The 12902-nt window shown below is 44.2% G+C and carries 10 protein-coding genes; 9 read left to right on the plus strand and 1 reads right to left on the minus strand.

Annotated features, from left to right (window positions below; translation table 11 throughout):
- Window positions 1-336: 336 nt before the first annotated feature.
- The gene (locus tag V7D18_RS22950; protein ID WP_426157862.1) at window positions 337-2262 is read left to right on the plus strand and encodes an endonuclease MutS2; all 1926 of its coding nucleotides are present in this window, start codon (window positions 337-339) and stop codon (window positions 2260-2262) included.
- A gap of 5 nt (window positions 2263-2267) precedes the next feature.
- On the opposite strand, the gene V7D18_RS22955 is transcribed toward V7D18_RS22950, so the two are convergent.
- Window positions 2268-2861: a ferritin-like domain-containing protein gene (locus V7D18_RS22955; protein ID WP_426157863.1), complete on the minus strand. Its 594-nt coding sequence runs from the start codon at window positions 2859-2861 to the stop codon at window positions 2268-2270.
- Between the two features lie 94 nt (window positions 2862-2955).
- Between V7D18_RS22955 and V7D18_RS22960 the strand changes: the two genes are divergently transcribed.
- The 8 genes from V7D18_RS22960 to V7D18_RS22995 form a co-directional block, all read left to right on the plus strand.
- Complete coding sequence (locus tag V7D18_RS22960) at window positions 2956-3534, plus strand: NUDIX hydrolase (RefSeq protein WP_426157864.1); 579 nt, start codon at window positions 2956-2958, stop codon at window positions 3532-3534.
- Window positions 3535-3648: 114 nt separating this feature from the next.
- Window positions 3649-3984: a cyclic-di-AMP receptor gene (locus tag V7D18_RS22965; protein WP_104437025.1), complete on the plus strand. Its 336-nt coding sequence runs from the start codon at window positions 3649-3651 to the stop codon at window positions 3982-3984.
- 54 nt (window positions 3985-4038) lie between these two features.
- Entirely contained in the window at window positions 4039-5214 is a 1176-nt protein-coding gene (locus V7D18_RS22970) for a phosphopentomutase (RefSeq protein WP_426157866.1), read from the plus strand.
- 29 nt (window positions 5215-5243) lie between these two features.
- Window positions 5244-5654, plus strand: a complete 411-nt coding sequence (locus V7D18_RS22975) for a cytidine deaminase (protein WP_426157874.1) — start codon at window positions 5244-5246, stop codon at window positions 5652-5654.
- A gap of 25 nt (window positions 5655-5679) precedes the next feature.
- Entirely contained in the window at window positions 5680-7008 is a 1329-nt protein-coding gene (locus V7D18_RS22980) for a pyrimidine-nucleoside phosphorylase (RefSeq protein WP_426157868.1), read from the plus strand.
- 13 nt (window positions 7009-7021) lie between these two features.
- Window positions 7022-7672: a deoxyribose-phosphate aldolase gene (gene deoC / locus V7D18_RS22985; protein WP_426157870.1), complete on the plus strand. Its 651-nt coding sequence runs from the start codon at window positions 7022-7024 to the stop codon at window positions 7670-7672.
- Between the two features lie 249 nt (window positions 7673-7921).
- Window positions 7922-8440, plus strand: a complete 519-nt coding sequence (locus tag V7D18_RS22990) for a CarD family transcriptional regulator (protein ID WP_426157871.1) — start codon at window positions 7922-7924, stop codon at window positions 8438-8440.
- 470 nt (window positions 8441-8910) lie between these two features.
- Window positions 8911-12902, plus strand: a 3992-nt coding sequence (locus tag V7D18_RS22995) for an InlB B-repeat-containing protein (protein WP_426157872.1), incomplete at its 3' end; no start/stop codon positions are given.

The raw sequence follows: 12902 nt of genomic DNA on the forward strand, positions 1-12902 counted from the left end.
GGTACAATAAAAAGAGATTGACCGGACTGCAGGATTTATGATATAGTAAAACTATCAAAGAAAACAGGAAGTGTGTTTATGTTAATTGTGTCAAATCATGGAGCGTAAATCAGAATCATAATGTGAACAGGAATACCAGGCAGGAAGGCAGTCTTTGCATTCCTTTGTTTTGTGTACTTGTTTAGCCCATGAAGATACAAAACTGACTGACAGGATTTTAGACCTGTAAGACGAGGATTTGTAGTCTTACAGGTCTTTTTTGTGTATCAAAACAGGCCTGGCTGATTGCTCCATGAATCTTTTGGAAACTTGAAAAGACAGAACAGGGAGAATAACATGAATCACACATTTCAAATATTAGAATTTAACCGTATTTTAGAAAGATTAGAAGAACTGGCACTTACAGATGGTGCAAAAGAGCGGATCAGGAATTTAACTCCTGAGTTAAAAGAAGCAGAGGTAAGGAAAAATCTTCGGGACACGACTCAGGCAAGAATGATCCTGGACCGTATGGGGCAGCCTCCGGCAGTCGCCATGAACGGCCTTTTGGCAATTTTTAAAACAGTCACACAGGAAAGTTTTTTAATGCCGGAGGAACTGGAATTCATCGGAACGATGTTAACAGGAGTAAAACGGTATAAGGATTTCTTAAACCGATGCAAATATTTAGAACTGAGTCTGGCCTATTATGAAGAGAACTTAAATCCTTTAGAGGATTTAGCCAGGGAACTTTATGAAAGTATCAGGAACAAACGGGTGGATGACTCGGCCAGCAAGTATTTAAGAAACGTTCGCCAGGACATAGTCCGAATGGAAGAGAAGCTGAGAACAAAGGCTGAGACCATGCTTCGGGGCAATAAAAAGTATTTTTCTGATTCCTATATTACCATCAGAAACGGTAAGGTATGCCTGCCGGTGAAAAAGGAGTATAAGCCGGCGGTGCCAGGCAGTGTCATTGACCAGTCCTCTACCGGTTCCACCCTTTTTATAGAACCATCTGCCATAGCATCCTTGAATGGAGAACTGGAGAATTTAAGAATCGAAGAGGAGAATGAAACAAGGAGAATTCTCTATACCCTTACAGCCCTGGTAGAAGAACAGCTTCCGGTCCTGACAGAGAACATGCAGGTTTTAGAGAAACTGGATTTTCTTTTTGCAAAAGCAAAACTCAGCGCAGATATGAACGGGGTGGAGCCGGAGATTCACACAGAACGGATCATACGTATTGTGGATGGGCGTCATCCGTTTATGAACCCGGACCAGGTGGTTCCTTTAAACTTTGAACTGGGGAAAGACGGCAGAGGAATTGTTATAACAGGACCTAACACAGGAGGTAAGACCGTTTCCATTAAGACAGTAGGCTTATTTTCCATCATGGCCCAGTGCGGACTTCATATACCATGCAAAGAAGGACAGCTCAGCCTGTTTAACCAGGTGCTCTGCGACATCGGGGATGGCCAGAATATTACTGAAAATTTATCCACATTTTCATCCCATATTGTAAATGTACTGAACATCCTTGAAAAGGCAGACAGGGAAAGCCTGGTCATACTGGATGAGCTGGGGTCAGGGACAGATCCGGCAGAAGGCATGGGAATTGCAATCTCCATACTGGAGGAGTTAAGAAGATGCGGATGCTTATTCCTTGCAACCACCCATTATCCGGAAGTGAAAACTTACGCAAAGGAAGCGGAGGGAATCACCAATGCACGCATGGCGTTTGACCGGGAATCCTTAAGGCCTTTATACAGACTGGAAATCGGAGAAGCGGGAGAGAGCTGCGCTCTCTATATAGCAGGGAGGCTGGGAATGCCGGAGCACATGATAAAACGGGCAGAGCGGTATGCTTATGGGAAGCAGGAGACGGAGCCTGAGCCTGACAGAAACCGGGTAGCACAAAAAAGATCTAACGGTCCCAGAATTGAAAAAATAAAGAAGACATCAGATAATCAGATCGCAATGCAGACGAAATTTACCATTGGAGACAGTGTGCTTGTTTTACCGGATAAAAAGGTGGGGATTGTCTGCACCACGGTGAATGATAAAGGAGTGGTCCGGGTTCAGATGCCGGATAAGAAAATCTGGATTAACCACAAACGGCTTAAGCTGTTAGTTGCAGCGGCAGAGCTGTATCCGGAAGATTATGATTTTTCCATTCTGTTTGATACGGTGGAAAACAGAAAGGCGAGACACAAGATGGAAAAGGGGTATCAGGAAGGTCTGGAGATCCGCAGTGCTGCGGATGAGACCCTCCCTGAGTAATGGTTTCAGCATGGTTTTGGGGGATCGCAGTCTTTTTTGCGGTCTTCCTCACAGATTCTGTAAGCGTAAGGCAGTTCAAACGGGTCATCGTTTAGCTCAGCCAGAATAAGCCGGAAAATCTGTACATGACACAATTCATCTGCTATAATCCGGTTTAAGATGGCTTTGATACGGAAGTCATTGATCCACTGGCATTGTAACTGGTATTTTCTGATTGCATCCAGTTCTCCGTTTAAGGAATTGGTTACCAGAGCGCTGATGTTGGTAGGATAACGGTTGCAGGCAGGGCTCCAGTATTTCATGCGGCCGTTCTGCCAGCTCCACAGTCTGGGATCTGCTCCCAGCATAATACAAAGCTCACCGAAAATATTGAGATGGTGCATTTCCACAACGCTGATTCTGTGAAAACATTCTGCAATGTCATAAAAATACCGTTTCGTTATCATGCTGTTGTAAACGTATAAGCTGATTGCGGACATTTCTGAATTACAGGCACCAATGTTGGACAGCATGGCTGTGGCATAAAGTTCATTGGCTGTTACAATTTCAATATCGGGCCAGGGGGATTTGTCGGAAAAAACAAGTGCAGAAAGATCCATTTCTTACCTCCCATAGAGTTGTTCTATTTAAATATATCAGCAGACCGGGGGAGTATGACTGAAATAATCAAAGGAAAAGAAAGGCAGTGATTCCATGAAGGACGAAAGAACGTTTCAAAAGGAACTGGAAGAGTTTGTACCCTTTAACGAACAGGAGGAAGCGGATAAAAGGCTGTTTCTTAAGTGCTTATCGGAAGGAGATCACATTTTCTTCCGGGAAAATGAGGCAGCTCATATCTCTGCTTCCGGCTGGGTGGTGAACCAGACCACGGATCACGTTCTGATGGCATATCATAACATCTATCATTCCTGGGCATGGACCGGCGGCCACGCAGACGGAGAAAAAGATCTTTTGTCCGTTGCCATGCGGGAAGCCAGGGAAGAAACGGGAATTAAGACGGTGACACCGGTAACGGATAAAATATTTTCCATTGAGGTTCTGACCGTGGACGGTCATGAGAAGAATGGAGCTTACGTCTCTTCCCACCTGCATCTGAATGTGACCTACTTATTGAAAGGGGATGACAGAGAACAGATCAGGAACAAGGAAGATGAAAACAGTAAAGTCGGCTGGTTCTCATTAAGGGATTGTCTGGAGGCGGTAAACGAGCCATGGATGAAGGAACGGATCTACAAAAAGCTGATAGAAAAGATGGAAAATCTGAAAATTTAACAGAAAATTGGCAATTATTTTATGATTAGCTGTTTCTATTTTTTTAATTATGATTTATAATAGTGGTATCTGAATGGATGAAGTTTTGCCAAATAAGACAGCGAGGTGTTAGATATGAAAATTGTTTATGCAATCGTCAGTTCCGATGATGGAAACCGGGTGACCGACGTTCTGAATGAACACCAGTTCAGTGTCACAAAACTTGCCACAACAGGCGGTTTCTTAAAAAAAGGCAACTCAACATTAATGATCGGTACCGAAGACGGACAGGTAGAAGAAGTCATCACACTGATCAAGGATACCTGCGGAAAGCGCCAGAAAATTACATGCAACGTTCCTGCACCGAATATCGCGTCAGTATCGGCGGGATATATGATGATGCCCATGACAGTCGAGCTTGGCGGGGCTACCATATTTGTAACAGATGTAGAGCGTTTTGAGAAAATTTGATGTAGTGACAAAGGGATTGCACAGCAATCCCTTTTCGTAACAGGAGGAATGAATATGTCAGAAACCAAACGAGTATTTATCATTGTACTGGACAGTTTTGGAATCGGCGAAGCCCCGGATGCGGCGAAGTTCCACGATGAGGGCAGCAACACCCTTGGAACCATCGCAAAAGCAGAGGAATTTAATACGCCGAATCTGAAAAAACTTGGTATGTTTAATATTGACGGTGTAACAGCCGGTGAGAAAGAGAAAGAACCAGCGGGCTCCTATGGCAGAATGACCGAGCGGTCCCAGGGCAAGGATACCACCATCGGCCACTGGGAGATCGCTGGAATCATTTCAGAGGAGCCCCTTCCCACCTATCCGGAAGGTTTTCCCGATGAGGTCCTTGATGAATTTAAGAAGCAGACAGGAAGAGGAATTCTCTGCAATAAGCCTTATTCCGGCACAGATGTGATCCGGGACTTTGGAAAACAGCATGTGGAGACTGGGGATTTAATTGTTTATACTTCTGCAGACAGCGTATTTCAGATCGCGGCCCATGAGGAAGTGGTTCCGTTGGAAGAACTGTACCGTTACTGCAGGATTGCCAGAGAGATTTTAAAAGGAAAACATGGTGTGGGCAGAGTGATCGCCAGACCATTTACAGGCGAATATCCGGATTATAATAGAACGCCCCACCGCCACGATTTTTCCCTTCTTCCGCCTGAGACTACCATGCTTGACTGCCTGACAGAGGCAGGGCTTGATACCATCGGCGTGGGGAAAATTTACGATATATTTGCAGGAAAGAGTATTCAGAAAACCACATCCATTGTTAACAATACCGATGGAATGATTCAGACCTTAAAAGCGCAGCTGGATGATTTCCATGGACTTTGCTTTGTAAATCTGGTGGATTTTGATATGGTTTACGGTCACCGCAACGATGTAAAGGGCTATGCCAGAGCAGCCACTGAGTTTGACGTCCAGCTTGGACAGTTTATGGAAGCCATGAGGCCGGATGACGTTTTGATTATTACTGCGGATCATGGATGTGATCCGGGAACCCCAAGCACCGATCATTCCAGGGAGTACACCCCCATGCTGATTTACGGACAGGGAATCAAAGCAGGAGTTTCCATTGGGACAAGAGATACTTTTGCTGATATTGCAGCGACGGTACTGGATTTATTCGGATTAAAGGGAGAGATTGCCGGAACCAGCTTTTTAGGTGAAGTGGCAAAATAGGAGGAGTTTGATTGAAGCTTAACGAGACGATGGTCAGGATGCTGACAGAAGAAGCCTGGCGGGCACAAAAAAAGGCTTATGTTCCTTACTCCGGTTTTATGGTAGGTGCGGCACTTCTTGCAAAGAACGGAACCGTTTATCTTGGCTGCAACATCGAGAATGCATCCTTTTCACCTACCAACTGTGCAGAGCGCACTGCATTTTTCAAGGCAGTGTCTGAGGGCGTGACTGAATTTGATGCCATTGCCATTGTAGGAAATAAAAGAGGGGAAAAGGGAGGCATCTGCCCACCCTGCGGAGTCTGCCGTCAGGTGATGGCAGAATTCTGTGACCCGGATGAATTTAAAATAATCCTGGCAGCAGAAGATGAGACCGTTACTTATACATTAAAAGAACTGCTTCCCCTGGGATTTACAAAGAAAGATTTAAATTCCAACTGAAAAATTGAGGGAGGTTTTACGAACTATGAGGATGTATGATTTAATTGCAAAGAAACGTAACGGAGAAATCTTAACAGAGGAAGAAATCCGTTCCATGATAGATGGCTATGTAAAAGGAGAGATCCCGGACTATCAGATGTCTGCCATGCTGATGGCAATTTATTTTAAAGGGATGACTGATACAGAGACGGCCATTCTCACCGATGCAGTGGCTCATTCCGGCGATATGGTTGATTTAACCCCCATTGAGGGGATCAAGGTGGATAAGCATTCCACCGGAGGCGTCGGAGATAAAACCACTCTGGTTGTGGCTCCCATAGTAGCAGCCTGCGGTGTTAAAGTGGCAAAGATGTCAGGAAGGGGACTGGGGCATACAGGCGGTACTGTGGATAAGCTGGAATCCATTCCGGGCATGAGAACAACGCTCACAGAGGAAGAATTCTTTGAAGTTGTCAATACTACCGGATTGTCTGTGATCGGGCAGTCCGGCAATCTGGCACCTGGAGATAAGAAGCTGTATGCACTCAGAGATGTTACGGCAACTGTAGAAAGCATCCCCCTCATCGCAGCCTCCATTATGAGTAAGAAGCTGGCAGCAGGAAGTGACTGTATTCTTCTTGACGTGAAGACCGGAAGCGGTGCGTTTATGAAGACGCTTGAAGACTCTGTCACTCTGGCAGAAAAGATGGTGGCAATCGGAGAGCATGCAGGGAAGAAGACCATGGCTCTTATTACAAACATGGATATTCCCCTGGGCAATTTAATTGGCAACAGCCTGGAAGTGATGGAAGCCGTAGAGACCTTAAAAGGCAGGGGACCAAAGGATTTAACGGAAGTCTGTCTGAATCTGGCATCCGGAATGCTATGGCTTGCAGGTAAGGGAACCCCGGAGGAGTGTATGGCTATGGCGGAGAAGGTCATAGCCGATGGCAGCGCCTTAAACCGCCTGGCAGCCATGGTGAAAGCTCAGGGCGGAGATCCCTCCGTAATTTTAAACCCCTCTCATTTTGCAAAAGCACCTTTTGAACGGGAAGTAAAGGCGGCGAAGAAGGGTTATCTGGTTCATATGAATACAGAACAGTGCGGAATCGCGTCTTCCATGCTGGGGGCAGGAAGAGTTACCAAGGAAAGTCTCATTGATTATACAGCAGGTATTGCGCTGAAGAAAAAGGTGGGGCAGGAAGTGGAGGAAGGCGAGACCATCGCTGTGCTCTACACCTCAAAACCGGAGCTGTTTGATGCTGCAGAGGAGGAATTTGTAAAAGCAGTCACCATTGCAGACGGCAAACCGGAGCCGGAACCTCTTATTTATGCGAGAGTTACCAGAGAAGGCGTGAAAAACCTCATAGGATAGAAAGGATAAAACGATGACCGATTTAGAAATGTTAAGTTATGTAGACCATACCCAGTTAAAGGCTTTTGCCACATGGGAAGATATAAAAGAACTATGTGAGGAGGCTGTGGAATATAAAACTGCGACGGTATGTATTCCCCCCTGCTATATCAGCCGTGTGCACAAGGAATTTCCAACCCTTGCAATCTGTACCGTTGTAGGCTTCCCTCTTGGCTATTCCGTGACAGAATCCAAGGTGCTGGAGACGAAAAAAGCCATTGAAGACGGAGCTTTGGAAGTCGATATGGTAGTAAATATCAGTGATGTGAAGAATGGCGAATACAAAAAGGTTGAGGAAGAGATTGCTAAACTGAAGGAAGCAGCCGGGGATAAGGTTTTAAAGGTTATTATTGAAGCCTGCTATTTAACAGAGGAAGAAAAGATTGCCATGTGCAAGGCTGTTACTGCAGCAGAAGCAGATTATATCAAGACCTCCACAGGATTCGGGACTGGCGGAGCGACTCTGGAGGATATTGAATTATTTAAAAAGCACATCGGACCGCATGTGAAGATTAAAGCGGCCGGAGGAGTCCGGACGCTGGAAGATTTAAGGGCTTATATAGAAGCAGGATGCAGCCGTGTGGGTGCAAGTGCAGCTGTAAAGCTGGCAGCTCAGAATAAATAATAATTTAAGAGGCAAAAGGAATGCCCAAAACTGTCTGACAGTATTAAAAATCAGACAGTTTTGGGCGTTTGTTTTCTGATAAATAGATAAAGTGCACAAATAACGTCCCGGTCATCCTTGGCTATTTTTCACGAAAATGTGTAAAATACCAAAAAACACTGACAAAACACCTCTAAAAGTGTTACACTAGTTATATAGCGTTAAAAGTTTTTTTGTAACAGTGTGTTGGTATTCTGACAGGAGGAATGAATGATGTTTCAGGTAAATGATTTAGTAGTATTCGGCAGCCATGGGATCTGTGAGGTAAAGGAAATCGGGAATCTGCGCATGTACGAGGCGGATGAGGAGAGGACCTATTATACCTTAAAGCCTCTTTATGAGGAGCACCAGAGTGCCGTCTACACGCCTGTGGATAACCGGAAAACAACCATCAGAGCCGCTGCAACCAGGGAGGAAGCAATGGATCTCATTGATCATATCCCCAGTATTGATGTCATCTGGGTAATGGATGAAAGAGAGCGGGAAGGGATTTTTAAAGAGATCATGCTGAAATGCGAATGTACCGGATGGATGCAGATTGTAAAGACACTGTATCTGAAAAAGAGAAAGAGACTTGCAGAGGGAAAAAAGAATACTGCAAAGGATGATTTCTATTTTAATAAGGCAGAGGATTTATTATATGGTGAGCTGGCAGCAGCATTGGAAGTGGATAAAGATGGAATAAAGGATATGGTGATGAGCCGTGTCTTTTCAGATGATGCAAACTAAAAGGACGTCCTCCCACTGTTACTGGGGGGACATCTTTCGTATTATTTGTTTCTAAATTTCTTTGTATGTTTGTTTATGTTATTATTTGAAGTACCCTGATAGTAAGGCACAAATAAGAGTTTGTGTTTAACTATCAGGGTACTTTTTGTTTCTCTTGCTGCAATCTGTGGAATATCTTATTTATAGTACATAACATGGTTACGGATGTTTGAATCTGTACAATTTGCAGGGGTAGGTGGTGATACCGGTCCTCCATCTCTGTAAATGCTTTGTCTTGACGATTCAGGCAAATAAAAATAGCGGTCAATGCACATTGTTGGGTTATTTTTGACATTCCTATCATATAATATTACAAAAAATGTTTTTTAGAACATTACCAGATTGGAAAAATGCCGTTTCATATACTTATTCCGGAGTGCGGCATTTTATCCTTATTTTGGAAAAAATTATGAGAGGAGAGATGTGTATGTATGAAAAAAAGAAAAAGATCTAGGATACCGTCGAGGAAATTATACTGTATTCAAAAACGATTTCTGGCGTTTCTGCTTGCAGCGGTCATGATACTGACCAATGTTGGTGCAGACATGAACCAGGTGTTTGCAGCCAGTTCATCGGAGTCCGTTACTTTTTCAATGAGCGGTTCCCAGCTAATTAAAGCAATTGAAGATGGGATTGCAAATGGAGATGAGGTGACAGCAGAGGATCTTGATTTCACGAATGGAAAGATTGCTGAATTTAAGAAGCTTTTCTTTGGAGAGGGTAAGATCTACGAAGCGTTTCCTGAACCCCAGGGCGAAAGCATGGATGCAGAATTGCGTGTGTTTGTTCGTGTGCCGGAAAATGCTGACGACATGTATATGGTAACCGGCGATGAGGAGATTATTTTTTTATACGTAAATAACGGAGAAAATACCATTAGCTGTACCACTGAAATTACCAGGATGGATGACGGTGCAGAAAAGGTTAAAAGGACCAGCCGCATTACGGTAAGGAGTTATGAAGCAGCATACGGTGATGAGAAAGTAGATGTTGTTTCCAAGCCAGCAGAAACAACAGTGCCTGAAGAGACAAAGAAACTGGAGACAGAGAAAGCAACAGTTCCTGCCGGGACTGAGAATCCAGTTGAAACTGCGCCTCCCCAGGAAACCACATCAGAACCTGAGGAAACCCAGGCAGAACTGCCAGAAGAGACTGCAGCCGCTCCGGAAGAAAGCCAGACAGAGGTTCCGGCAGAGGAAACGGCTCAGGAGGCAATTGAGTCTGAGGAGATTCCCGTTCCTGAGGCTGAAACTTCCGAGCCAGTGGCCTCCATTATTCGCCACAATGCACCGGTGGTTGCTGCCAATGAGAATGGTTATGTAACGGAAACAGCAGAAGCAGAAGTCGATGAAGAGACAGCTGCCGCTGAGCCGGAAAATGAGGAAAAGTCAAAGGAGACTGGGGCTTTAGAAACGGAAAAGGAAACCGTGGCTGAAACCACACAGGCTGAAACCACACAGGCTGAAACCACACAGGCTGAAACCACACAGGCTGAAACAACGCAGGCTGAAACCGTGCAGGCTGAAACCACACAGGCTGAAACCACGCAGGCGGAAACCACACAAGCGGAAACCACGCAGGCGGAAACCACACAGGTTGAAACCACACAGGCCGAAACAACGCAGGCTCCTGTAGACAAGAAATCGGCAGAGACAGTTTCTGGAGTGGCTTCCCCATCGGAGATTAAGCCGGCGGCAGAGACGCCCAAATCAGAAACCGGGACTTCTGCAGCAGGAACAGCCGATTTGGTAGGAATGGGATATTGCTCTACAGCCAAGGCTTATACGGTTACAATTAATCAATTAAAAGCTTTTGAGGACTATGATGGATATAAGATTTCGTATACAGTTTATCCTGAAGCCAGTGCCCGTATCATTGAAGGACCAAGGGGTGTTGAGGAAGGTCAGGAATTGACCTTTGGCGTTAAGAATCAGATTGGATATGCGATTGAGAGTGTGACGGCTAATACACAAACACTTAATCCTGATTCTGTGACAGATAATAATGATGGTTCGCAGACCAGCTGGTATTCTGTTCCAGAGATTTATGAAGATCATGAAGTTGAAGTCTTTATGACGGAGACTGGAGAACATCCTGAATTCTCATCCGAGCTTGCTATGAAGGATGGCACTGTTATTCGTTTATATGCACCTGAAGGAGTTTTACCAAAAGGCGTAAAAGCAACAGCAAGCGTTGTTACCGGCATCGGGGATGCAGTTAAAGAAAAGGTTGAGGCTGAGGCAGCAGCGAAAGGAGAGGATAAAGAAGTAATTGGTTCTTTATCTTATAACATTGATCTTCTTGACTACAACGGCAACAAGCTGGATAACCAAATTTGGAATGGCGCTGTACAGGTGACGTTTTCAGGGACTCCAATGGAGGAGCACAGTAAGGAAGCTGATACGGTTGAGGTGGTATATGTTGCCACGACGAAAGAAGAGGAACCACAGGCAGATGTATCAGCTTCGGATGTGACTTATGTGGAGCCTGTCTCAGAAGAATTGAATATAGAGAAAAGTAAAAGCATTCATGAGATTACGTTTGAGGCAGAGCATTTTTCAACTTATACAATCGTTTTTTATAATTTTTTTGGAAATAAACTTGTTCCATTAAATATTGTAAAATACGACAATGGAGTGGCGGAACCTATCGGAACAGATGCTAAGCGTTATGCAGCTTTTGATAGTAATAGACCTGTATCTATTAAAGACATTGCACCTGACGTAAGTGGATACACATTTGAAAAAGCTACAATCGGAAGTAATTACGTAAGTGGTGACGTGATTCAGGATCTCAAAAATGAAGCTGATTTTTTGTGGAATACTTTAAAGTATAAAACTTCATCATCTGGTTGGATAGATGTGGATGAAAACAATATTTATTTATGGTATATGGAGGCTGGTATAACAGTCCAGTTTAATGCCAATGGGGGTCAGGGAACAGTCTCTTCACAAAATGTAAAACCCGGAGATTCTATTGAATTACCTGATGGCAGCGGCCTTAAGAAAGCTGATTACCAATTTATAGGCTGGAGCGAATCTCCAGACGGAGGTAAAATTACTGCTAAAGGTAATGCAGGATATAATGAAGTTTATACAGACACATTTACAATAAATGCCAGCGAAACAGCTAAAACCAAAACTTTATATGCGGTTTGGGCACAAACAGGAGGGAACGCGACTGGACGATTATGGGTAGCGGTTTTAAATGATGGCGGCGATTTGCCGGCAGAGCCAAGAAACCAGACTAGTCGCAGCTATGAGTTTATTTATAAAGATAACTGGCAATCTTACAAAACCATAGGATCAGGTGATAATCTATTAAATTATATCAACCCTTTAATAACAGTAACTGGAAAAGATAATGTACAGGCAAATTTAAAAAGTAAGTTCTACCAGGTTACTGCTAAATGGGAAGCAAATAATCTAAAAGATAATGAGTATATTGAATGGTATGTTATTAAATATGAGTCAGCAGCTTGTGGAACGGAAGGATGGCATGTGGATGGCATCATTAGAAATAATGAGAGCTATTATGTTGACTATGATGGAAATGGTAATACTGGCGGATTAACTCCGGATGGTCAGGGGTACGATCTGGATGAAAATGTTACGGTAGCTAAAGCAGGCGGGTATGAAAGCGGTACATGGCTTCCATTAAAGAAAGATGGATACGTATTTAATGGTTGGAATACCCGGTCTGATGGAAGCGGTGTAGCTTTTAACGAAGGAGGCTCATTCAGGCTTACAGAGGAATTTATTGCTGCGAATCATTCCGGGACGGCGAACACAGTAACTTTATATGCACAATGGAGGTTAAAAAACAGTGTTCAGATTAAGTTCCAGGCAGTAGGAGGAGGTAAAGTATCTCCCGCGAATGAATATTTAAATCCAGACATTGGAGTTTCTAAAGGGGCTGCAGCAACTGCAAACACGGGATATAAGCTTAGCGGTTGGTATAGTGATGCAGCCTGCACTGTTCCAGTATCTACTGCTGATAAATTTGCACCAGCACGTCCAGCTGATGGCTGGGAAGACGGTACAACTTTCTATGCTAAGTTTGTAGTAGATGATGCTCAGAAGTTCGGGTATACAGTGAATTATTATATCAAGGGTACCACAGCTGCGGTACCAGGTCTTGAGTCACTGACAGGAAGTGCACCGATAGGGGAGTTTACCTGGAGCAATGTACCCAAAACAACAACCGGCTATAAGCTGGTGACCAGTCCTGCACAGCCGGCGAGTATGACAATCACAGCAGCAGGTCCGAACGAAAAGACAGTGTTTTATGAAGTAGATGGTACGCAGAAGTTTGACTATACAGTAAACTATTATATCAAAGGTACCACAGCTGCGGTACCGGGCCTTGCGTCACTGACTGGAAGTGCGCCGGTAGGAATATTTACCTGGAGCAATATACTCAA

Source organism: Lacrimispora sp. 38-1 (assembly GCF_049890855.1).
Classification (GTDB): Bacteria; Bacillota; Clostridia; order Lachnospirales; family Lachnospiraceae; genus Lacrimispora.

Bases quoted from the DNA above. Each gene is read 5' to 3' on its own strand.
- V7D18_RS22960 (WP_426157864.1), top strand. From the start codon at position 2,956: ATGAAGGACGAAAGAACGTTTCAAAAGGAACTGGAAGAGTTTGTACCC.
- V7D18_RS22965 (WP_104437025.1), top strand. From the start codon at position 3,649: ATGAAAATTGTTTATGCAATCGTCAGTTCCGATGATGGAAACCGGGTG.
- deoC (WP_426157870.1), top strand. From the start codon at position 7,022: ATGACCGATTTAGAAATGTTAAGTTATGTAGACCATACCCAGTTAAAG.
- V7D18_RS22950 (WP_426157862.1), top strand. From the start codon at position 337: ATGAATCACACATTTCAAATATTAGAATTTAACCGTATTTTAGAAAGA.
- V7D18_RS22975 (WP_426157874.1), top strand. From the start codon at position 5,244: ATGGTCAGGATGCTGACAGAAGAAGCCTGGCGGGCACAAAAAAAGGCT.
- V7D18_RS22970 (WP_426157866.1), top strand. From the start codon at position 4,039: ATGTCAGAAACCAAACGAGTATTTATCATTGTACTGGACAGTTTTGGA.
- V7D18_RS22980 (WP_426157868.1), top strand. From the start codon at position 5,680: ATGAGGATGTATGATTTAATTGCAAAGAAACGTAACGGAGAAATCTTA.
- V7D18_RS22955 (WP_426157863.1), bottom strand. From the start codon at position 2,861: ATGGATCTTTCTGCACTTGTTTTTTCCGACAAATCCCCCTGGCCCGAT.
- V7D18_RS22990 (WP_426157871.1), top strand. From the start codon at position 7,922: ATGATGTTTCAGGTAAATGATTTAGTAGTATTCGGCAGCCATGGGATC.